The 20,304-nt window shown below is 73.2% G+C and carries 19 protein-coding genes; 13 read left to right on the top strand and 6 right to left on the bottom strand.

Annotated features, from left to right (window positions below):
* The first annotated feature begins 563 nt into the window (after positions 1-563).
* The 7 genes from AXF14_RS08540 to AXF14_RS08510 all read left to right on the top strand — a co-directional run bounded on the left by AXF14_RS08540 (position 564) and on the right by AXF14_RS08510 (position 8,340).
* The gene (locus AXF14_RS08540) at positions 564-2,291 is read left to right on the top strand and encodes a nitrite/sulfite reductase (protein WP_067942503.1); all 1,728 of its coding nucleotides are present in this window, start codon (positions 564-566) and stop codon (positions 2,289-2,291) included.
* On the top strand, positions 2,288-3,130 hold the full coding sequence (locus tag AXF14_RS08535) for a phosphoadenylyl-sulfate reductase (protein WP_067942501.1): 843 nt from the start codon (positions 2,288-2,290) through the stop codon (positions 3,128-3,130). Before AXF14_RS08540 ends, AXF14_RS08535 begins: the two co-directional genes overlap by 4 nt.
* Positions 3,131-3,168: 38 nt before the next feature.
* Positions 3,169-4,110 (top strand): sulfate adenylyltransferase subunit CysD, encoded by a 942-nt coding sequence (gene cysD, locus AXF14_RS08530; RefSeq protein WP_067942499.1) that lies wholly within the window; start codon positions 3,169-3,171, stop codon positions 4,108-4,110.
* A gap of 126 nt (positions 4,111-4,236) precedes the next feature.
* A complete protein-coding gene (locus AXF14_RS08525) occupies positions 4,237-5,658 on the top strand; it encodes a sulfate adenylyltransferase subunit 1 (protein ID WP_067942497.1) in 1,422 nt (473 codons plus the stop codon).
* A gap of 30 nt (positions 5,659-5,688) precedes the next feature.
* The gene (gene cobA, locus AXF14_RS08520; protein ID WP_084355469.1) at positions 5,689-6,579 is read left to right on the top strand and encodes a uroporphyrinogen-III C-methyltransferase; all 891 of its coding nucleotides are present in this window, start codon (positions 5,689-5,691) and stop codon (positions 6,577-6,579) included.
* Positions 6,580-6,621: 42 nt separating this feature from the next.
* Positions 6,622-7,626, top strand: coding sequence for a sulfite exporter TauE/SafE family protein (locus AXF14_RS08515; RefSeq protein WP_084355468.1), 1,005 nt, complete (start codon positions 6,622-6,624; stop codon positions 7,624-7,626).
* Positions 7,627-7,638: 12 nt separating this feature from the next.
* Positions 7,639-8,340, top strand: coding sequence for a sirohydrochlorin chelatase (locus tag AXF14_RS08510; RefSeq protein ID WP_067942495.1), 702 nt, complete (start codon positions 7,639-7,641; stop codon positions 8,338-8,340).
* A gap of 121 nt (positions 8,341-8,461) precedes the next feature.
* Here AXF14_RS08510 and AXF14_RS08505 read toward each other — a convergent pair whose 3' ends face one another.
* The 4 genes from AXF14_RS08505 to AXF14_RS08490 form a co-directional block, all read right to left on the bottom strand.
* Positions 8,462-10,540 carry a PTS sugar transporter subunit IIABC gene (locus tag AXF14_RS08505; RefSeq protein WP_067942493.1) on the bottom strand — a complete coding sequence of 693 codons (2,079 nt, stop codon included), beginning with the start codon at positions 10,538-10,540 and terminating at the stop codon, positions 8,462-8,464.
* A gap of 11 nt (positions 10,541-10,551) precedes the next feature.
* On the bottom strand, positions 10,552-12,351 hold the full coding sequence (locus AXF14_RS08500) for an alpha,alpha-phosphotrehalase (protein ID WP_067942491.1): 1,800 nt from the start codon (positions 12,349-12,351) through the stop codon (positions 10,552-10,554).
* 24 nt (positions 12,352-12,375) lie between these two features.
* On the bottom strand, positions 12,376-12,804 hold the full coding sequence (locus AXF14_RS08495) for a hypothetical protein (RefSeq protein WP_067942489.1): 429 nt from the start codon (positions 12,802-12,804) through the stop codon (positions 12,376-12,378).
* 167 nt (positions 12,805-12,971) lie between these two features.
* The gene (locus AXF14_RS08490) at positions 12,972-13,769 is read right to left on the bottom strand and encodes an SDR family NAD(P)-dependent oxidoreductase (protein ID WP_067942487.1); all 798 of its coding nucleotides are present in this window, start codon (positions 13,767-13,769) and stop codon (positions 12,972-12,974) included.
* A gap of 17 nt (positions 13,770-13,786) precedes the next feature.
* Between AXF14_RS08490 and AXF14_RS08485 the strand changes: the two genes are divergently transcribed.
* The gene (locus tag AXF14_RS08485) at positions 13,787-15,256 is read left to right on the top strand and encodes an alpha-amylase family protein (protein WP_067942485.1); all 1,470 of its coding nucleotides are present in this window, start codon (positions 13,787-13,789) and stop codon (positions 15,254-15,256) included.
* Positions 15,257-15,353: 97 nt separating this feature from the next.
* Here AXF14_RS08485 and AXF14_RS08480 read toward each other — a convergent pair whose 3' ends face one another.
* Positions 15,354-16,370 carry an ornithine cyclodeaminase gene (locus tag AXF14_RS08480; RefSeq protein ID WP_067942483.1) on the bottom strand — a complete coding sequence of 339 codons (1,017 nt, stop codon included), beginning with the start codon at positions 16,368-16,370 and terminating at the stop codon, positions 15,354-15,356.
* Between the two features lie 255 nt (positions 16,371-16,625).
* On the opposite strand from AXF14_RS08480, the gene AXF14_RS08475 reads away from it, so the two are divergent.
* Positions 16,626-17,066, top strand: a complete 441-nt coding sequence (locus AXF14_RS08475; RefSeq protein WP_067942481.1) for an Lrp/AsnC family transcriptional regulator — start codon at positions 16,626-16,628, stop codon at positions 17,064-17,066.
* A 179-nt stretch (positions 17,067-17,245) separates the two neighbouring features.
* On the opposite strand, the gene AXF14_RS08470 is transcribed toward AXF14_RS08475, so the two are convergent.
* Positions 17,246-17,899 (bottom strand): NUDIX hydrolase, encoded by a 654-nt coding sequence (locus tag AXF14_RS08470; RefSeq protein ID WP_084355467.1) that lies wholly within the window; start codon positions 17,897-17,899, stop codon positions 17,246-17,248.
* A 61-nt stretch (positions 17,900-17,960) separates the two neighbouring features.
* Here AXF14_RS08470 and proC point away from each other — a divergent pair, with 61 nt between their 5' ends.
* The 4 genes from proC (at position 17,961) to AXF14_RS08450 (ending at position 20,275) form a co-directional block, all read left to right on the top strand.
* Positions 17,961-18,809 carry a pyrroline-5-carboxylate reductase gene (proC, locus tag AXF14_RS08465; RefSeq protein WP_067942479.1) on the top strand — a complete coding sequence of 283 codons (849 nt, stop codon included), beginning with the start codon at positions 17,961-17,963 and terminating at the stop codon, positions 18,807-18,809.
* A 61-nt stretch (positions 18,810-18,870) separates the two neighbouring features.
* Complete coding sequence (gene relB, locus AXF14_RS08460) at positions 18,871-19,101, top strand: type II toxin-antitoxin system RelB family antitoxin (RefSeq protein WP_067942477.1); 231 nt, start codon at positions 18,871-18,873, stop codon at positions 19,099-19,101.
* The gene (locus AXF14_RS08455; RefSeq protein ID WP_067942475.1) at positions 19,098-19,364 is read left to right on the top strand and encodes a type II toxin-antitoxin system RelE family toxin; all 267 of its coding nucleotides are present in this window, start codon (positions 19,098-19,100) and stop codon (positions 19,362-19,364) included. The genes relB and AXF14_RS08455 overlap by 4 nt, the downstream gene beginning before the upstream one ends.
* A complete protein-coding gene (locus AXF14_RS08450; protein ID WP_067942473.1) occupies positions 19,361-20,275 on the top strand; it encodes a GNAT family N-acetyltransferase in 915 nt (304 codons plus the stop codon). The genes AXF14_RS08455 and AXF14_RS08450 overlap by 4 nt, the downstream gene beginning before the upstream one ends.
* Positions 20,276-20,304 lie beyond the last annotated feature (29 nt).

Genomic DNA, 20,304 nt, shown 5'->3' with positions numbered 1-20,304 from the left:
CCGGCTCGTCGCGTGGACGGCGCCGGGCCCGTTCTTCCGGGAGGCTCTCCGGTGATGCCCGGGGCCGCGCTGCGGTCCCGGCCGGGTCATCGCCTGTTGGCGGCGAGTGTATCGACGGTACATCTCGGGTGGCCAGGCCGCCCGGGGCGCGGACGACGTCGTGATGGCCACACCCGGGCGGACAGGGGCGGGACGCGGCCCGGCCGCGGGTCCCGTCGGCCCCGGTCGGGTACGGCTCTCGTCTCAGGATGCGGCGACGCGGTGCGCGGTCGTCGTCCGGTCGGGGTACGGTCTGCGCCATGACCGCCGCACGCAGCACCACGACCGAGGGCACCCGCCCCTCGGACGTGCTGCGCGCCCACGGCTGGGTCATGTGTTGTCAGGCCTGACGAGCGCCTGACCGCAGCGGCACGAGCCGCATCATCGGATTCCGGCGCGACGAAGCGTCCGGAGCCGAGCAGCACGACTGCACTCCACGGTGAACGTCCCTGACGCGCACCCCGGGAGGGCCCCAGGAACCGGTCACCCCCGGAACGCTCCGTCGCCGCCACCCTGGAGGAGACATGAGCACCGAGACCACCACCAGCGACCGGGCACCCGCGCCTGCCAAGGGCCGTGACGTGCGCCCGCCGCGCGCGGGACGCTCCAACGGCCAGTGGGCCGTCGACGGCAAGGAGCCCCTCAACCCCAACGAGGTCTTCAAGCAGGACGGCGACCCGCTCGGCGCCAGGCAGCGGGTCATCGACGCCTACGCCCACGAGGGCTACGACTCGATCCCCGACGACGACCTCCACAACCGCTTCCGCTGGTGGGCCCTCTACACGCAGCGCAAGCAGGGCATCGACGGGGGCAAGACCTCCCAGCTCACGCCCTCCGAGCTCTCGGACCGCTACTTCATGCAGCGCATCCGCATGGACGGCACCTCGCTGTCCGTGGAGCAGATGCGGACCGTCGGCGGCATCTCGAAGGACTTCGCCCGCGGCACCCTCGACATCACGGACAGGCAGAACCTCCAGCTGCACTGGATCCGGATCGAGGACGTGCCCGAGATGTGGCGCCGCCTCGACGCCGTCGGCCTCACGACGATCGAGGCCTGCGGCGACACGCCCCGAGGCTTCCTCGTCTCACCCGTGGCCGGCATCGACCCCGAGGAGGTCATCGACCCCTCCGAGGCGGCGCGCCACCTGCACGACACGTACCTCGGCAACCCCGAGATCTCGAACCTGCCGCGCAAGTTCAAGACCGCCTTCACGGGGTCGCCGACCCTCGACGTCCTCCACGAGATCAACGACATCTCGTACGTCGGCGTCGTCCACCCCGACCTCGGCCCCGGCTACGACCTCTGGATCGCCGGCGCCCTGTCCACGGCCCCCTTTCTCGGTCGCCGCCTGGGCGCCTTCGTCCGCCCCGACCAGGTCGCCGACGCCTGGTGGGGCGTCATCCGGATCTTCCGCGACTACGGCTACCGCCGGCTGCGCAACAAGGCCCGCCTCAAGTTCCTCATGGCTGAGTGGGGACCCGAGAGGTTCCGCCGCGTGCTCGAGGACGAGTACCTCGGCTACCGCCTCGCCGACGGACCGGCGCCCGAGCCGCCGCGCGGCACCGCCGACCACCTGGGCGTCCACGAGCAGTCCGACGGCCTGTCGTGGATCGGCGCCAAGCCCCCCGTGGGCCGCCTGTCCGGCGACGTCATGCTCGGCCTGGCGGACCTCGCCGAGAGCGTCGGCTCAAACCGGGTGCGCACCACCCCGCTGCAGAACATCCTCCTGCTCGACGTCCCCCCGGAGCGCGTCGAGGAAGCGCGGCAGGGACTCATCGACCTCGGCCTGGACCCCGATCCCGCGCCCTTCACGCGCAACATGCTCGCCTGCACCGGCATCGAGTTCTGCAAGTTCGCCATCGTGGAGACCAAGGGTCTGGCTGCCCGCGTGGCGGCCGACCTCGACGAGCGCCTCGCCGACACCGACCTCGACCGCCCGATCACCGTCCACATCAACGGCTGCCCGAACTCCTGCGTCCGGATCCAGACCGCGGACATCGGTCTCAAGGGCCAGATCATCACGGTCGACGGCGAACGCGTCCCCGGCTTCCAGGTCCACCTCGGAGGGGGCCTGTCGAAGGAGGGCCACGAGGAGGCCGAGCTCGGCCGCACCGTGCGGCACCTCAAGGTCGCGGCGACCGACCTGACCGACTACATCGAGAGGATCGTGCGCGTCTACCTCGACGAGCGCGAGCCCGAGGAGAGCTTCGCCCAGTGGGCGCAGCGGGCCGACGAGGAGGCGCTCGCATGAGCGACGCAGCGGCAACGACCACCACGACCGCAGCGACCGCCTCGGCGGTGCCCGGCAGGAGCCCCCGCGCAGACGGGCCGCGCAACCGGTTCGGCCGGCTCACCGCCCGCGGGGCCAACGCCGTGCGCCCGGCCGACGCCCCGCGCCGCAGCGAGGACGAGCTGCGCGCCGTCGCCGCGGCGGGCGCCGCGGAGCTCGGGGAGGACGCGAGCGCGAGCGACGTCGTCGCGTGGGCGGCGAGGACCTTCCCCGGGTCCCTCGCCGTGGCCTGCTCGATGGCCGACGCCGTCCTCCCCCACGTCGTCGCCGAGCAGGTCCCCGGCGTCGACGTCCTCTTCCTCGAGACCGGCTTCCACTTCGCCGAGACCTCGGGCACGAGGGACGCCGTCGCGGAGTCGATGGACGTGACGGTCATCGACGTGCTGCCCGAGCTCACCGTGGCCGAGCAGGACGCCCAGGAGGGCCCCGAGCTCTACCGGCGCGACCCGGGCCGGTGCTGCTACCTGCGCAAGGTGGCGCCCCTGGCCCGCGCCCTGACGGGCTACGAGGCCTGGGTCACGGGCGTGCGCCGCGAGGACGCGCCGACGCGCACCGGGACGCCGCTGGTGACCTTCGACGAGACCCACCGGATCGTCAAGATCAACCCCCTGGCCGCCTGGACCTTCGACGAGCTCCTCGGGTACGCGACCGAGCACGGCGTCGTCGTCAACCCCCTGCTCGCCGACGGCTACCCCTCGATCGGCTGCGAGCCGTGCACGCGGCGCGTCGCACCCGGCGAGGACCCGCGCGCGGGCCGCTGGGCAGGCTTCGCCAAGACCGAGTGCGGCATCCACCTCTGAGCCCTGACCGCCTCCCGAGACCCCGATCCGGAGAAGACATGACCACCACGACCAGCCCCTCCCCCACCACTCCCGGCGCCGCTCCCGGCGCCCTCGACCAGCTCGACGCCCTCGAGGCCGAGGCGATCCTCGTCATCCGCGAGATCGCCGCCGAGTGCCGCCGCCCCGTCCTCCTGTTCAGCGGCGGCAAGGACTCCGTCGTCATGCTCCACCTCGCGCGCAAGGCCTTCTGGCCCGCCCCGGTGCCCTTCCCGCTCCTCCACGTCGACACGGGCCACAACTTCCCCGAGGTCCTCGCGTACCGCGACGCCACGGTCGAGGCGACGGGCACCCGCCTCGTGGTCGCCAGCGTCCAGGACTACATCGACGACGGCCGCCTCCGCGAGCGCCCCGACGGCACCCGCAACCCGCTCCAGACCCGGCCCCTCCTCGACGCGATCGAGGCCGGCGGCTTCGACGGCGTCTTCGGCGGCGGGCGCCGCGACGAGGAGAAGGCGCGCGCCAAGGAGCGCATCGTGTCCCTGCGCGACGAGTTCGGGCAGTGGGACCCGCGCAACCAGCGCCCCGAGCTGTGGAACCTCTTCAACCCCCGTCACGCCCCCGGCGAGCACGTGCGCGTCTTCCCGCTGTCGAACTGGACCGAGCTCGACGTGTGGCGCTACATCGAGCGCGAGGACATCGAGCTGCCGAGCCTGTACTACGCGCACGAGCGCGAGGTCTTCCGGCGCGACGGCATGTGGCTCGCGGTGACCCCCGTGACCGAGCCCCGTGACGGCGAGGTGGTCGAGACCCGCACGGTCCGCTACCGCACCGTCGGGGACATGTCCTGCACCGGCGCGGTCGAGTCGCCCGCCTCCACCAACCACGAGATCGTCGTCGAGGTCGCGGCCTCCACGCTCACCGAGCGGGGCGCCACCCGCGCCGACGACCGCCTCTCCGAGGCCGCCATGGAGGACCGCAAGAAGGAGGGCTACTTCTGAGCCGGCGACCGCCGCCTCACGGCCGTAGGCCCTCGCAGCCCCCTCGCAGCCCCCTCGCAGCACGGTCGCGGCCGGCCCTCCCCCGACAACGCAACCGCCCGGCACCAGCACACGGAGACCACCGACATGACCAGCACCCTGACCACTCCCCTCGAGCGCAGCGCCACCGCCCCCGCCACCGGCACGGCCCCCTCCGCCCGGGAGCACGAGGAGGCCCGCCGCCTCCTCGACGCCACCGCACCCGCCCCCGGTGGCCTCCTCAGGCTCGCCACCGCCGGGAGCGTCGACGACGGCAAGTCCACCCTCGTCGGACGGCTCCTGTTCGACTCGAAGTCCGTCCTGCGCGACCAGCTCGCCGCCGTCGAGCGGGTCAGCCTCGACCGCGGTCTGACCCGCACCGACCTCGCCCTCCTCACCGACGGCCTGCGCGCCGAGCGCGAGCAGGGCATCACCATCGACGTCGCCTACCGCTACTTCGCCACCTCCCGCCGCTCCTTCATCCTCGCCGACTGCCCCGGGCACGTGGAGTACACGCGCAACACCGTGACCGGGTCGTCCACCGCCGACGTCGTCGTCCTCCTCGTCGACGCCCGCCACGGCGTCCTGGAGCAGACGCGCCGCCACCTGGCCGTGGCGGCCCTCCTCGGCGTCCCGCACGTCGTCGTGGCCGTCAACAAGATCGACCTCGTCGACTTCTCCGCCGACGTCTACCGCGGCATCGCCGACGAGCTGAGCCGGGTGGCCCACGAGCTCGGCGTGTCCGAGGTCCGCACCCTGCCCACCTCCGCCCTCGAGGGCGACAACGTCGTCACGCGCTCGGAGCGGACCCCCTTCTACGACGGGCCGGCCCTCCTCGAGCTCCTCGAGACGATCCCCGCCGACTCCGCCGAGACCGAGCACCCCCTGCGCCTGCCCGTCCAGCTCGTCCTGCGCCCCCAGGGCGCCGCCGCCGACGGTCTGACCGACTACCGCGGCTACGCCGGCCAGGTTGCCGCCGGGTCGGTCTCAGTCGGCGACGAGGTCGTCGTCCTGCCCTCGGGCCGCAGGACGCGCGTCACGGGCATCACGCTCGGTTCGCGACGCCTCGAGCGGGCGGGAACGGGCCGCTCCGTGGCCGTCGAGCTCGCCGACGACGTCGACGTCGCCCGCGGCGACCTCCTCGCCACGGCCGACTCGGCCCCCGAGCTCGTGAGGGAGGTGCGCGCCGACGTGGCCTGGCTCTCGGAGCGGAGCCTGCACGAGCGCGACCGGGTCCTCGTCAAGCACGGCACCCGGACCGTCCAGGCGCTCGTGACCGCCGTCGACGGCGTCCTCGACCTGGACGACCTCAGCACCCGCCCCGCCGAGGGGCTCAGCCTCAACGACATCGGTCGCGTCCGGCTCCGCCTGGCCGAGCCGCTCCCCGTCGCCGACTACTCGACCTCGCGCGCCGACGGCGCCTTCCTCCTCGTCGACCCCGCCGACGGCTGGACGCTCGCCGCCGGGATGGTCCGCACCGGCGCCCCCGAACGTCACGCGGACGACGCACGCACGGGGCAGGCTGTCTGAGGAACGACGCCCACCCACCCGGAGGAGACCATGAGCGAGCCGCGCACCCCGTGCACCGACCCCACCGACCGCGCCGACGGCGACCGCGCCCTCGCGTCCGGCGAGCCGGCGGCGCCCGTCGCGCCGGCCGGCGGGCCGGTCGCCTGGGCGTCCGGCGTCGGCACCGTGCCGGACGCGGACGTCCCCGGCACCGGCTGGGTCGCGCTCGTCGGCGGCGGCCCCGGCGAGCCCGGGCTCCTCACCCTGCGCGCCGCGCAGCTCCTCGCGAGGGCCGACGTCGTCGTCGTCGACCGCCTCGCCCCGCGCGGCGTCCTCGCCGAGCTCGCGCCGGGGGCGGAGGTCGTCGACGTCGGCAAGCGTTCCGGTCTGCACCTCGTGCCCCAGGACGACATCGACGCCCTCCTCGTCGAGCGCGCCCGTGCCGGTCAGCGGGTCGTGCGCCTCAAGGGCGGCGACCCCTACGTCCTGGGCCGCGGCGGTGAGGAGGCCGCGGCCTGCCGTGCCGCCGGCGTCACCGTGGAGGTGGTCCCGGGCGTGACCTCGGCGATCTCCGTCCCCGCGGCCGCGGGCATCCCCGTCACCCACCGCGGCCTGGCGCGCGGCTTCTCCGTCGTCACCGCGCACGAGGACCTCGTCGAGACCGTCCCCGCCCGGCGCGACCACACGCTCGTCCTCCTCATGGGCGTGAGCCACCTCGAGCGCTCGGTGAGCATCCTGCTCGCCGGAGGCGCCGACCCCGAGACCCCGGCGGCCGTCATCGAGCGCGGTTACCGCGACGACCAGCGGGTGACGACGACCCTCCTGCGATGTCTGCCCGACGTCGCCCAGCAGGTCGGTGTCACCGCGCCAGCGGTCATCGTCATCGGCGACGTCGTCACCGTGAGCCCCGCCTGGGGCTCGCGCACCGTTCCACACCCCTGAGAGCCCCCGGACGGGGGCTCCCGCCCCTGAACCGGAGTCACCGTGCGCCACCTTCTCCTCCTCGTCCTCGTCGGATTCGTCGCCCAGCTCGTCGACGGCTCCCTCGGCATGGGATACGGGGTCCTCTCGTCCTCCTTCCTCCTCCTGACGGGGCTGTCGCCCGCGCTGACCTCCGCGTCCGTGCACCTGGCCGAGATCGGGACCTCCCTCGTCGTCGGCTCCGCCCACCACCGCCTCGGCAACACGGACTGGCGCCTCGTCGCCCGGCTGGGCGGCCCCGGGGCCGTCGGCGCCTTCATCGGCGCGACAGCCCTGAGCCACCTGTCCACCAGCGCGGCCACCCCGATCACCTCGTCCATCCTCCTGGCGCTCGGCGTCTACGTGCTCCTGCGCTTCACGCTGAGGCCGCCGGCGGGGACCACCGCCCGGCGCAGCGGGCACGGCGCGCGCTTCACCGCGCCCCTGGGCCTCATCGCCGGCCTTGTCGACGCCACGGGCGGCGGCGGCTGGGGACCGGTGGCCACGACGACGCTCCTCACGGCCGGCAAGACGGCGCCCAGGACCGTCGTCGGCAGCGTCGACACCTCACAGTTCATCGTCTCCGTGGCCGCGTCGCTCGGCTTCCTGCTGGGGCTCGGGCACTCGGGGATCCCGGTCACCGTCGTCGCGGCGCTCCTCGTGGGCGGGATGGCGGCCGCGCCGCTCGCCGCCTGGCTCGTCTCGCGACTCCCCGGACAGGTCCTCGGCTCCGCGGTGGGGGGCCTCATCATCCTGACGAACCTGGCGAAGGTGCTCAGCGCCCTCGGGATCGGGAGCACGGCGACCCTCGCCGTCCTCGCCGCGGTGGTGCCCGTCTGGCTCCTCCTCGTGGCCGTGTCGGTACGCAGGTGGCGCCATGAGCGCCTCCTGCTCGACGCGGCCCACCGGGCCGGGGCGAGCCGCGCCGCCCACCCGGCCCCGAGCCCGCAACCGCGCGCCGCGGAGCACCCCGACGTCGAACGCGTCTCACCGGGACGGAGGGCACCCCTGCCTGAAACGGTCGCGTGAGAGGGTGCGCGCATGAACCGTCTCGTCCTCATCGCGCACGGCACGAGGGCACCGGGGGCCGAGCCCCTCCTGCCCCTCGTCGCCGACGACGTCGCCCGCCTCCTCCCGGGCGTCGAGGTCCGCCACGGCTACGTCGAGTTCTCCTCCCCGAGCGCCCCGGACGCGCTCGACGGGGCCGTCGACCCCGTCGTCGTCCCCTTCTTCCTCGGGGGCGGCTACCACGTCGAGCACGACCTCCCGAGCCTCGTCACGGCGCACGGCTCCGGGACGGTCACCCGCCACCTCGGGCCGGAGCCGGACCTGCTCTCCGGCGTCGTGGAGCGACTCACCGAGCAGCTCGTCACGGAGGGCGCCGACTGGCAGGAGGTCGACGCCGTCGTGCTGGCCGCCGCGGGGACCCGCCGCACCTCCGGCGTCGCCGAGGCGAGGGAGGCGGCCCGCGCCGTCGAGGCGATGACCGGAGTGCCGACGCGCGCGGCCTTCCTCTCCGCCGCGGACCCGAGCGTCCGCGCGGCCGTCCGCGAGCTCCATGACGAGGGCGCCGAGGTGGTCGCCCTGGCCACCTACCTCCTGGCCGAGGGGCACTTCTCGCGCGCGCTGCACGGGGCCGGCGCCGAGATCGTCGCCCCGCCCATCGGGCACCACCACTCGCTCGCCGACGTCGTCGTGCGCCGCTACCTCGAGCAGGTCGAGCCGACCGACGAGCCCGTCTGAGCCGCCCGTCTCCCGGGCGCGTCCTCCTCGGCCCGGCCCGGCCGTCGCGCAGCGCGGGAGCGCCCGCTCCCCAGGACGGGGAGAGGGCGCTCGTGCTCCGCGGAGCGGTCCGGGCCGCGGCTCAGCGGGCGACGGGCTCGCGGCTGCCGAGGCGGACCTTCTCGACCTTCTTCTCCTGGTCGAAGTCCGACTCCTTGAAGCCGAAGAAGTAGGTGCACGCGAAGGACACGGCGAGGGTCACGAGGGAGGCGATCCAGAACCCGGTGAAGGAGCCGTCGATCCCGTCGGGGTTGACGAAGGACGGGAAGCCGACGAGGCCGCCGGTGAAGCCCCACATGTTGACGTCGAACAGACCGGTGAGCAGGCCGCCGACGGCGCCGCCGATCGAGGACGTGATGAAGACGCGGCCGTACTTGAGGTTGAGGCCGTACATGGCGGGCTCGGTGACGCCGCACAGGGCGGAGATGGTGGCCGGACCGGCCATCTGCTTGATCTTCGGGCTCTTGGCCTTGACCCACAGGGCGAGCGCGCCGCCGCCCTGGGCGATCATCGAGGCGGAGACGATGGCGTTGAGCGGCGAGTAGCCGGGGTCGGAGATCTGCTGCGAGATGATCGGGATGACCGCCCAGTGCAGGCCGAAGATGACGAGGCACTGGTAGAAGGCGCCGATGACGAGTCCGGCGATCGGGTAGGACAGCGAGAGGATCCAGCTGATGGCCGAGGCGATGGCGCCGGAGATCGTCATGACGATGGGGCCGAAGATGACCAGGACCAGGGTGGAGACGATGAAGATCTCGAGCAGCGGCGCGAAGATCATGCGGACCACCGCCGGGATGCGCTTCTTGAGCCAGGGCTCGATCCTCGAGGCGAGCCAGGCGGCCACGATGATCGGGAAGATCGAGTAGGCGTAGGCGTTGCCCTCCGGCAGCGAGACGGGGATGCCGAAGAAGTCGGCGTTGAAGACGGTGCGCCCCACGGTGGCGACGACGTTGTAGCCCTCGGCGTCGGGGTTGGCCAGCTGGACGACGCTCGGGTAGGCGAGGACCCCGCCGATGATGGCGACGATGATCGGGTCGGCGCCCAGGCGCCGGGCCGAGGTGAAGCCGATGATGATCGGCAGGAAGTAGAACATCGAGTCGGCCATGGCCGCGATGAGGGTGTAGGTCGACGTGCCGGTGGAGACGACGTCGAACTGGGTGAGCAGGGCGAGGACGCCCTTGAGGATGCCGGAGGCGGCGAGCACGCCGATGACCGGGATCATGGAGCCGGTGATGACGCCGATGAGCTCGGAGAAGCCGTACTTGACCCAGCCCCAGGCGCTCGTGGGGCGCTCCTTGGGGGCGGCCGCGGCGGCGTCGTCCTCGTCGCCGGCCCTGGAGGGGAGCTGCTTGACGACGGCGTCGTAGACGTCGTTGACGTCGGGGCCGATGACGACCTGGTACTGGCCTCCGGCGCGGGCGACGTCGATGACGCCGTCGATGTCGGCGACGACGGCGTCGTCCGGGATCGAGTCGTCCTTGAGGTAGAAGCGCACGCGGGTGATGCAGTGGATGACGCTGCTGACGTTCCCGGCGCCGCCGATCCCGGCGATGATGTCGCGCGCGGTGGCGTCGAAGCCGGTGAGGCCGTCGTCGGCGCCCTTGGCGGGGCTCGACACCGCCCCGGAGCCGGCGATGGCCATGTCCGTGCCGCCCGCGGCGGCGGCGACGGCGCCCTGCCGCCCGGTGCGGGTGAGGACGATCGCCTGCGCGCCCGCCTCGACGGCGCCGCTCGTGAGCTCGGTGGAGGCGACCTCCTTGGCGGAGTTGGTGACGGCGACGATGGCGGTCGTGTCCTTGCCGGCGCGGGCGACCTGGGCGAGGTCCATCGTGCCGAGGTCGTCGCCGGCGCTCACGCGGTCGCCGACCGTCGGGATGAGGTCGAAGGGGCGACCCTCGAGCTCGACGGTGTCGACGCCGAGGTGGAGGAGGACCTCGAGGCCGTCGTCGGTGAGGAAGCCGAGGGCGTGGCCGGTGCCGGCCACCATGGTGACCTCGCCGGTGACCGGCGCGAGGACGTGGACGGCGCCGTCGCCGGTGGGCCTGACGCCGTAGCCCTCGCCGAGGGCGCCGGAGGAGAAGACGGGGTCGGCGACGTCGGCGAGGGGGATGACCTCGCCGGTCACCGGGGCGACGAGGGCCGCCTGCGTGGTGGGGGACATGGGTGCTCCTCTCAGAGCGTGGTGGGGAGGTTGACGGCCAGGGCGAGCGCCTCGAAGGGCGCGAGGGTGACCGTGGCGTCGAGCGGGTGCTCGGCGTAGGAGGCGGGGCGGAGCTCGGGGCGGTTGGCGACGAGGACGTCGCCCCCGGCGAGCTCGGCGGGGACCGGGACGGTGGTCTTGTGGTCCCGGAAGGAGCACAGGACGAGGACGGCGGCGCCGCCGGGAGCGGGCTCGCCGTCGGGACCGGTCTCGCGGCGCAGGTAGGCGAGGACGTCGGGGTCCTCGAGCACCCAGGGCTCGTAGAGGCCCTCGGAGATGACGGGGAACTGCTTGCGCAGGGCGATGAGGCGCTTGTAGTAGGGCAGGATCCGCCCCTCGGCCTCCTCGGACTCGACGTTGATGAGCTCCTGGTTGGTGGGGCGGAGCCAGGGGGTGCCGGTGGTGAAGCCGGCCCCCTCCCCGGCGGTCCACTGCATGGGGGTGCGGGCGTTGTCGCGGGCCTTGGCGTGGACGGTACGGAAGGCGGTGGCCTCGTCCTCGCCGGCGGCGATGAGGGCGGTGTAGGCGTTGCGGGCCTCGACGTCGACGTAGTCGCCGATGGAGGTGTACTGCGGGTCGGTCATGCCGATCTCCTCGCCCATGTAGACGTAGGGCGTGCCGCGCAGGAGGTGGATGGCGGTGGCGAGCATGGTGGCGGACTCGTAGCGGTAGCGCTCGACGTCGCCGAAGCGGTCGACGGCGCGGGGCTGGTCGTGGTTGTTCCAGAACAGGGCGTTCCAGCCGCCGCCGTCCTGGAGGCCGAGGGACCAGTCGTTGAGGAGGTGCTTGAGGGCGGGGACGTCGGGGGCCATGAGGCTCCACTTCTGCCCGTTCTCGTAGTCGACCTTGAGGTGGTGGAAGTTGAAGACCATGGAGAGCTCGTGGTTCTCCGGGCGGCTGTAGCCCACGCAGGCCTCGATGGAGGTCGAGGACATCTCTCCGACGGTGACGGAGTCGGGGTCCTGGCCGAAGCTGGCCTCGTTGAGGCCGCGGATGAGCTCGTGGACGAGGGGGCCGTCGGTGTAGACCCTGCGGTCGTCGGTGCCGGCGGGGGCGTCGGCGAGGGGCTCGGTCTTGCCGATGACGTTGATGACGTCGAAGCGGAAGGCGCGCACACCGTGGGAGCGCCAGAAGTTGACGACCTTCGCGGCCTCCTCGCGGACCTCGGGGTTGTGCCAGTCGAGGTCGGCCTGGGTGGGGTCGTAGAGGTGCAGGTAGTACTCGGCGGGGGCGTCCTCGGACGGTCCGGCAGCGGCCTCGTCGGCGCCGACGACGGCCTGGCGTGAGGCCCCGGGGTCGACGGCGCGGGCCCCGGTGAAGGGCGCCCAGGCGGGCCCGCCGAACTTGCTCACCCAGTTGGTCGGGAGGGAGCCGTCGGGCTTGACGGGGCGGATGTAGAAGTAGTCGCGGTAGCGCTGCTCCCCGGCCAGGGCGCGCTGGAACCACTCGTGCTCGGTGGAGACGTGGTTGAGGACCATGTCGAGCATGGGGCTGATGCCGTGCTCGGCGAGGGCGGCGACGAGCTCGTCGAAGTCCTCCATCGTGCCCATGGCGGGGTCGATGGCGCAGTAGTCGGAGACGTCGTAGCCGTTGTCGTGACCCGGCGAGGGGAAGAAGGGGTTGAGCCAGACGTAGTCGACGCCGAGGGAGGCGATGTAGGGGACCTTCTCGATGATGCCGCGCAGGTCGCCGACGCCGTCACCGTCGGAGTCCTTGAAGGACTTGGGGTAGACCTGGTAGACGACCGCGTCGTGGAAGCCGTGGGTGCTCATGCGCTCTCCGTGTCAGGGCCCGCGTCACTCGCGGGAACGTGACCCAGTACACACGCCGGAACCCTGGTTCGCAAACACGAGCGCCGCGCGTCCCGGAGGACGCGCGGCGCCCTGGGCGGGGAGGGCCGCGGCCGCGGCACCGGCGGCGGGGGCTGCCGCGGCGCTCGCGGTGGTCTCCTGCGGGGTGCCGACGGCGTCGACGCGCTGCGCCCGGTAGGCGGAGCCGGTCTCGGCGCTCCACGCGGTGGGCGCCGTCTCGGGCTGGAAGGGGTTGGCGGCGCCGGACGCCGCTCCGTGCGAGGTCGTCCCGGTGGCGGGCAGGGACTGCGTCGCCGCGACGCCGTCGTCGGCCTCGAGGCGGTCGATCCGCTGGGTGCGGTCGGCGGCGGAGGCCTCCTCAGTTCCGTCGGTCTCGTGGGAGCCGCTGCTCGCGGACCACCTGGCGTCGCTCATGCGCGTCCTGCCTCCTGCTCGGCCCCGGCGCTTCCGGGGTGGATGCGAGAGACGCTACGGAGGCGTGCTGAGCCTGCCTGGTGCCGGGCCTGTGCGCAGGGTATGAGAGCAGGCACCGCGCCGGGCGGCGGGGCGCCGGTCTCGTCGTGCGCCCCACCGGCCCCTCGTCAGTCGCGCGCGACGACCGTGTTCGAGGCCTGAGCGCGCGGGCGCACGATGAGGGAGTCGATGTTGACGTGGCTCGGGCGCTCGAGGGTCCACACGACGCAGTCGGCGACGTCCTCGGCGGTGAGCGGGTTCTCGACGCCCTCGTAGACCGCGTCCGCCTTGGCCTGGTCGCCGTGGAAGCGGTTGAGGGAGAACTCCTCGGTCTCCACCATGCCCGGCGCGATCTCGATGACGCGGACCGGCTCGCCGACGAGCTCGACGCGCAGGGTGTTGGCGATGATGCGCTCGCCGTGCTTGGCGGCGACGTAGCCGCCCCCGCCCGGGTAGGTGTCGTGGGCGGCGGTGGAGGTGAGGAGGAGGACGTCTCCCCCGCGCTCGCGCAGGCCCGGCAGGAAGGCCTGGGTGACGCGCAGCGTGGCGAGCACGTTGCGGTCGTACATGGTGGCCCACTCCTCGACCTCGCCCTCGGCGACCGGGTCGGTGCCGAGCGCCCCGCCGGCGACGTTGACGACCGCGTCGACGGGGCCGGCGGCCAGGACCTCGGAGGCGAGGCGGTCGACGTCGTCCTGCTCCTGCAGGTCCGCGGCGACCCACGCGGCGCCGGTCTTCTCCGCAAGGTCCTCGAGGCGCTCGGCGCGCCGCGCGGTGGCGACGACCTCCCAGCCGTGGGCGCGCAGGAGGCGGACGGTGGCAGCGCCGATGCCGGTGGAGGCGCCGGTGACGACGGCGCGGCGGGCGACGCCGTGGGAGGACGGGGCGGAGGAGGCGGACTGTGCGGCATCAGTAGTCGGAGTCATACCCCTATCCTCGTCCCATGAGTGCCGACGCCGCCATCCAGACCCCCGAACCGGACAGCAGCCGGACGGCGGTGAGGGTCCCCGAGCCGGACTGGGTGCGCCACGCCATCGTCTGGCACGTCATGCCGCTCGGCGCCGTCGGCGCGCCGGCGCTGCGGCCGGAGGGAGACCCCGACGACGCGTCGACGCCGGCCGGCGCGATCGCCGGCGAGCACCGCCTGCGCCGCCTCATCGCCTGGCTGGACCGGCTCGTCGACCTGGGCTGCAACGTCCTCCTCCTCGGCCCGGTCTTCGACTCCATGTCCCACGGCTACGACACGCTCGACTACCACCGCGTCGACCCGCGCCTCGGCACGAACGACGACCTCACCGACCTCATCGCGGCCGCCCACGAGAAGGGCGTGCGCGTCGTCCTCGACGGCGTCTTCAACCACACGGGCCTCGACTACCCGGCCTTCGCCGGTCTCGCCAGTACGGGCCCGGACTCCCCCGAGGCCGCCATGTACCGCCTCACCTGGGCCGACGACGCCGCGGGCTGGACGCCCGGGACCGCCCCGGCCGACTACGCGCGCTTCGAGGGTCAGGACTGGCTGCCCGAGCTCGACCACGGCTCCGACGCCGTCGCCGAGCTCGTCACCGAGGTCATGACCACCTGGTGCGAGCGGGGCGTGGACGGGTGGCGCCTCGACGCCGCCTACGCCGTCGACCCCGGCTTCTGGACGCGGGTCCTGCCCCGCGTGCGCGAGCGCTTCCCCGAGGTCTACGTGCTCGGCGAGGTCATCCACGGCGACTACGCCGCGATCGTGCGCGCCTCCGGGATGAACGCCGTGACCCAGTACGAGCTGTGGCAGTCGGTGTGGCACTCGCTCGCGGAGGCCAACTTCTACGAGCTCGACTGGACGCTGCAGCGCGGCGCCGAGCTGCTGGACACCTTCATCCCGTACACCTTCGTCGGGAACCATGACACGTCCCGCATCGCCTCGCAGGTGGGCGACCCGCGCCTGGCCGGGCACGCCCTCGCGCTCCTCATGACGCTGCCGGGCACACCGGCGATCTACTACGGCGATGAGGAGGGCTGGCAGGCGGTCAAGGAGGAGCGGCTCGGCGGCGACGACGCGATCCGCCCCGAGCTCCCGGCGAGCCCCGCGGAGCTCGGCGACGCCGGCGCGGGGGCGCGCCACCTGCACCAGGAGCTCATCGCGCTGCGGCGCCGACTGCCGTGGCTCCACGACGCCTCCTACGAGACGCTGCACCTCGACAACACGGTCATGGCGCTGCGGGTCCGCGAGCGCGAGGGCGCCGCCTGGGACGTCCCGGAGGGGACCCCGCGCGAGGTGGTGCTGGTGCTGAGCCTGGAGGAGACGGAGGTCTGGCTGCCGAGCGCCGGGCACCACGAGGTGCTCTCCGCGGCGCACGACCTGCCGCACCCGCGCCCCGAGCGCGACGGCGTCGTCCTGCCTCCGCTCGGCTGGGCCGTCCTGGGCTGAGCCCGGGCGGTGGGCGGAACGCCGTCCCGGGCGCCCGTTCCAGGCGCAGCGGTCACACCGATCTCACGCTCCACGGACAAACCGGGCGGGCCGGAGCTCAGCCGAGGAGCGCGAAGAGGTCCTTCGGGTCCTCGGGGGCGGCGATGAGGTCGACGTCGTCGTAGAACCGCTCGCCGCCAGGGGCGGTGAGGACGCCGTCGAGGTAGGTCAGGCCCACGAAGTCCTCGATGGCGAAGCCGACGCCGTCGTAGATGGTGACCTGCTCGTCGCTCTCGCGGCCGGGCTTGAGACCGGAGAGGACCTCCCAGAGCTCGATGACGGGGTAGTCGGCGTCCTTGGCCTGGATCTCGCCCTCGATACGCGTCTGAGGGGTGTGCTCGGTGAAGACGGGTCCCATGTCGAGGATCTCGGCGTCGAGCTCGGTCTTGCCGGGGCAGTCGCCGCCGATGGCGTTGATGTGGACGCCGGGGCGGATGTCCTCCTTGGTGAGGACGATGGCGTTTCGCTTGTCGGCGGTGCAGGTGGTGATGATGTCGGCGTCGCGGACGGCCTCGGAGGCGGAGTCGGCGATGCGCACGTCGATGCCGTAGCGGGCGAGGTTGCGCTGGAGCTTCTCGGAGGCGGCGCGGTCGACGTCGTAGGCGGTGACGGTCTCGATGGGGCGGACGGCGCGGTTGGCGAGGACCTGGAACTCGCTCTGGGAGCCGGCGCCGATGACGGCGAGGCGCTTCGCGTCCTTGCGGGCCAGGAGGCGGGTCACCATGCCGGAGGTGGCGGCCGTGCGCAGGGCGGTGAGGAGCGTCATCTCGGCGATCATGCGCGGGTAGCCGTTGTGGACGTCGGCGAGGACGCCGAAGGCGGTGACGGTCTGGAAGCCGCGGACGGGGTTGGAGGGGTGCCCGTTGACGAACTTGAAGCCGTAGGTCTCGCCGTCGGAGGTGGGCATGAGCTCGATGACGCCGTCGCGGGAGTGGGAGGCGATCCGCGGGCGGAGCTCGAAGGCGTCCCAGCGTCGGAAGTCCTTCTCCATCACGTCGATCATGCCGGCGATGACGTTCTCGGGGCCGGACTCGTTGATCCAGGACACCATGTGGGGGACGTCGACGAAGCGCATGCGGAGCTCCTCTGCTCTGTCTTCTCTGCCGGCGCCGGGTGTCGGCGCCGAGGGCGGTGGTCTGGGAGCGCGGGTGGCGCTCCCCCGGGTGGACCGACGGGCCGGCAGCGCACCGGCCGCAGGTCGGGGCGTCGTCGCCCCCTCGCGTCCGCAGGCCACGGTAGGAGGGGTCGATATGCACCGACAATGAGCGTGCCGCGCATTTTCTGCTCATCGACTCCGCAGTGTGCACACCCCTGGTGCACACTGTGATCCATGACGGAGAACGACCCGCTCGACGACCTCGACCGCCGCCTCATCTCGGCGCTGCGCACGAACGGCCGCGCCCCCGTCGCCGAGCTAGCCCGGACGCTCGGCGTCACGCGGACGACGGTGACGAAGCGCCTCGATCGTCTCGAGTCGGCGGGCGTCATCCTCGGCTACACGGTGGTGCTGGCCGAGGAGGCGGATGAGGGCGCCATCCGGGCCATCAGCCACCTGGCGATCGAGGGGCGCAACATGCGCAGCGCCATCGAGCTGCTGCGCGGGATGCCGGAGGTGACGGGCCTGCACGCGACGAACGGCGAGTGGGACCTCATCGCCGAGCTCACCGTCTCCACGCTCGCGGACGTGGACCGGACGCTGTCGCGGATCCGCGAGATCGAGGGTGTCCACCGCTCCGAGACGAGCCTGCTGCTGCGCAGCGTGCTCATGTGAGGCGGCGGGCGGTCCGACGGCTCAGCGCTCGACACCCCGCGACTCGCCATCGCCCACCATCTCCCCCTCCCCATCGCAAAGTGTGACGCTCTCGGCAAACCATGACGGCGACGGCGCCATGGTTTGCCAAGAGCGTCACGGTTTGCGACCAGGGCCCATCGGCGGAGAGCAGGCACTCCTCAGGCGCCGAGGCACACGGCGACGGCGCGGGCGAGCAGCGCGGGGACGTCCGGGCCGACAGGATCGGGCAGGTCGTCGATGGGCCACCAGGCGACGTCGAGGCTCTCCTCGCTCACGACGGGTTCCTGTTGGGGGACGGCGACGGCGAAGCGCACGTCGAGGTGCTCGCGGCAGGCGGTGAAGCCGCCGCCGAGGAGGTGCGCGTCGAGCCCGGCCGGGACGGGGCGGGCTCCCGTGAGGTCGATCCCGGACTCCTCGCGCCCCTCGCGCAGCGCCGCCTCGACGAGCGTCGGGTCGTCGGCCTCGACGTGCCCGCCGAACTGGAGCCACATGCGCGCCTTGCGGTGGAAGGTGAGGAGGACGTGCTCGAGCAGCTCGTCGAGGACGACGAGGCTCGCCGTGAGGTGGACGGGACGGGCACCCTTGCGGAGGGCGTCGGAGCCGTGAGCCTCGAGCTCGGTGAGGTAGCGGCGTCGCAGCGCCTCCTGCTCGTCGTCGGCCGGGGCCCAGGAGGTGAGGACGTCGACGGCGTCGGCCAGGACGGCCGGGGACCGGGCGCCGCCGTCGGCGCTGGAAGAGGCGGGCGCGGCGGAGGCCGGACGGGATCCGGGGACGGCGGGGATGACGACGGGCTGCTCGGGGGCGGGGCTCATGGGCGGCACTCTCCCACGCCGCCACCGCCCGCGCCGGAGCGTCCGCCGGTAGCCTGGCCGCATGACGACCTTCGGATTCATCGGTGCGGGCAACATGGCGGGCGCGATCGTGCGCGGAGCGGTCGAGGCCGGGTTCACCTCCGGCGAGGACGCCGCGACCTTCCTCCTCACGAGCGCCCACGAGTCGGCCTCCCACCTCGCCGAGGAGCTCGACGACGAGCGGGTCGAGGCGGTGGACGACGCCGCGGACCTCGTGAGCCGCAGCGACGTCGTCGTCCTCGGCGTCAAGCCCCACGTCATCCCCGAGGTCGCCGCGGAGCTCGCCGGTCCGCTGGCCGAGGCGAAGCCGCTCGTCGTCTCGCTGGCCGCCGGCCTCACGCTCGAGCGCCTCGAGTCCCTCCTCCCCGACGGCGCGCGGGTCGTGCGCGTCATGCCGAACATGGCGGCCGCCGTCGGCCAGTCGATGACGGCCCTGGCCGCCGGCACCGAGGCCTCCGCGGAGGACCTCGCCACCGCGCAGGGACTCATGGACGCCGTCGGCCGCACCGCCGTCATCGCGGAGAAGGACTTCTCGGCCTTCATCGGCCTGGCGGGTTCCTCCCCCGCCTTCGTCTTCGCGTTCATCGACGCCCTCTCACGCGCCGGCGTCCTCGGCGGCATCTCGAAGGCGCAGGCGGTCGAGATGGTCGCGCAGGCCGTCGTCGGCTCGGCGCTCACGGTCCAGGCCGAGGCCGCGAAGCGCGCCGAGACCGGCTCTGGCCGTACCCCGGCGGACCTCGTCGACGCCGTCTGCTCCCCCGGAGGGACGACGGTCGCCGGCGTCGTCGCCATGGAGCGGGCGGGCTTCTCCACCGCCGTCATCGACGCCTTCAAGGCGACCGTCGCCCGCGACCGCGAGCTCGGCGCCTGAGGGAGGCCGCGTGCTCCACCCGCCTCTTGATGAGGCACGCCGCTCCATCTAGCCTGTATACATGTCTACAGCCGTGCTGAGCGTCCGCGTCGACTCCGAGATCAAGGAGCGCCTCGACGCCCTCAGCTCCTCGACGAACCGACCTGCCGCGTTCTACGTGCGCGAGGCGCTGGCGGAGCACCTCGACGACCTCGAGTACGCCTACTCCCTCCAGCGCGAGGCCGAGGCCGCCAGGCGCGGCGACCTCGAGACCGTGAGCGCCGAGGATCTCGCGACCGAGCTCTTCTCATGACCTGGCGCGTCGAGTACACGCCGCGCGCCGCGAAGGCGATGCGCACGCTCGACAGGCCCGTCGCACGCCGCGTGTTCGAGGACATCGAGAGGTTGAGATCACTCGACGACCCCACGACCTCGTGCAAGGCGCTGAGTGGGCCGCTCACCGCCTTGTGGCGACTCCGGGTCGGGGACTACCGCGTCATCCTGGACATCCGCCGCGGCGACCTCGTCATCGTCGCCCTCGATCTCGGACACCGCTCGAGCGTCTACGACGCATGACGGGCCCCAAGGAGCGTCCCGTCCGGCCCGTCACGCCCGACGAGCTCGAGGGCGAGCCCGTGCACCGACTCATGCACCTCGCCAGCGGTCACGACGGCGAGCGGCTCGAGCGCGTCATCCACGACGACCTGCCCGACCTCACCACCCTCGTCGTCGGCAACGAGACGGACGGCCGTACCTCCCAGCCGCTCGCCCTCGCGGCGTACCGCGCTCCTCGTGCCGTCGGCGAGGACGTCGTGCTCGAGTACCTCGCCGTCCTCGAGGAGCACCAGCACGAAGGGCTTGCGAGCCGCCTCATCGACGCCCTCCGCCGTCGCCACCCCGGCTCAGCGGTTCACGCCGAGACCGACGACGACGCGATCGGCTTCTACCGGCGGCTGGGCTTCGGCACGGGGCCGGGCCCCGTCGACCCGCGCTGGCCCGGGACCCGGCGCTACACCTGCCGCCTCGAGCCGGCCGCATCACTGCGACCCGCGACCCGGGCGGACTGCCCCGCGATCCTCGACGTCATGTTCTCCACAGCGATGAGCCGGGAGTCGACGTGGTGGCGCACGACGGTCGGCGACCTCGAGACGCGCCTCGCCGAGGGCAGCGGCTTCGTCGCCGAGCGCGACGGCCGGGTCGTCGGCTGCGTCATGCACGTCGTCGAGGGCGACCGCCTCGTCCTGCGCGGTCTGGCGGTCCGGCCGGAGGCCGAGGGCCAGGGCATCGGCTCGGCGCTCGTGGCCGCGGTGGAGTCCGTCGCCGCGGCGCAGGGCCGGTCCGAGGTGCTGCTCGCAGTTAGCGCCTCCAACCTCGAGGTCTGCGACTTCTACCGGTGCCTGGGCTACGCGGACTCCACCGAGCCCTGCACTCACGCGGCCGCCGGCCGCCCCGCACCGACGGTGCTGGTCAAGGCGCTCGCAGCCTGACGATCCTGTGACCGCCGGCGGCCGCACGG

It is taken from the genome of Actinomyces radicidentis, assembly GCF_001553565.1.
Lineage (GTDB): Bacteria > Actinomycetota > Actinomycetes > Actinomycetales > Actinomycetaceae > Actinomyces > Actinomyces radicidentis.
This window is presented reverse-complemented; position numbering and strand designations above follow the sequence as displayed.

Coding starts and splice junctions, on each gene's coding strand:
- AXF14_RS08540 (WP_067942503.1), top strand. CDS start 564: ATGAGCACCGAGACCACCACCAGCGACCGGGCACCCGCGCCTGCCAAG.
- AXF14_RS08535 (WP_067942501.1), top strand. CDS start 2,288: ATGAGCGACGCAGCGGCAACGACCACCACGACCGCAGCGACCGCCTCG.
- cysD (WP_067942499.1), top strand. CDS start 3,169: ATGACCACCACGACCAGCCCCTCCCCCACCACTCCCGGCGCCGCTCCC.
- AXF14_RS08525 (WP_067942497.1), top strand. CDS start 4,237: ATGACCAGCACCCTGACCACTCCCCTCGAGCGCAGCGCCACCGCCCCC.
- cobA (WP_084355469.1), top strand. CDS start 5,689: ATGAGCGAGCCGCGCACCCCGTGCACCGACCCCACCGACCGCGCCGAC.
- AXF14_RS08510 (WP_067942495.1), top strand. CDS start 7,639: ATGAACCGTCTCGTCCTCATCGCGCACGGCACGAGGGCACCGGGGGCC.
- AXF14_RS08505 (WP_067942493.1), bottom strand. CDS start 10,540: ATGTCCCCCACCACGCAGGCGGCCCTCGTCGCCCCGGTGACCGGCGAG.
- AXF14_RS08500 (WP_067942491.1), bottom strand. CDS start 12,351: ATGAGCACCCACGGCTTCCACGACGCGGTCGTCTACCAGGTCTACCCC.
- AXF14_RS08495 (WP_067942489.1), bottom strand. CDS start 12,804: ATGAGCGACGCCAGGTGGTCCGCGAGCAGCGGCTCCCACGAGACCGAC.
- AXF14_RS08490 (WP_067942487.1), bottom strand. CDS start 13,769: ATGACTCCGACTACTGATGCCGCACAGTCCGCCTCCTCCGCCCCGTCC.
- AXF14_RS08485 (WP_067942485.1), top strand. CDS start 13,787: ATGAGTGCCGACGCCGCCATCCAGACCCCCGAACCGGACAGCAGCCGG.
- AXF14_RS08480 (WP_067942483.1), bottom strand. CDS start 16,370: ATGCGCTTCGTCGACGTCCCCCACATGGTGTCCTGGATCAACGAGTCC.
- AXF14_RS08475 (WP_067942481.1), top strand. CDS start 16,626: ATGACGGAGAACGACCCGCTCGACGACCTCGACCGCCGCCTCATCTCG.
- AXF14_RS08470 (WP_084355467.1), bottom strand. CDS start 17,899: ATGAGCCCCGCCCCCGAGCAGCCCGTCGTCATCCCCGCCGTCCCCGGA.
- proC (WP_067942479.1), top strand. CDS start 17,961: ATGACGACCTTCGGATTCATCGGTGCGGGCAACATGGCGGGCGCGATC.
- relB (WP_067942477.1), top strand. CDS start 18,871: ATGTCTACAGCCGTGCTGAGCGTCCGCGTCGACTCCGAGATCAAGGAG.
- AXF14_RS08455 (WP_067942475.1), top strand. CDS start 19,098: ATGACCTGGCGCGTCGAGTACACGCCGCGCGCCGCGAAGGCGATGCGC.
- AXF14_RS08450 (WP_067942473.1), top strand. CDS start 19,361: ATGACGGGCCCCAAGGAGCGTCCCGTCCGGCCCGTCACGCCCGACGAG.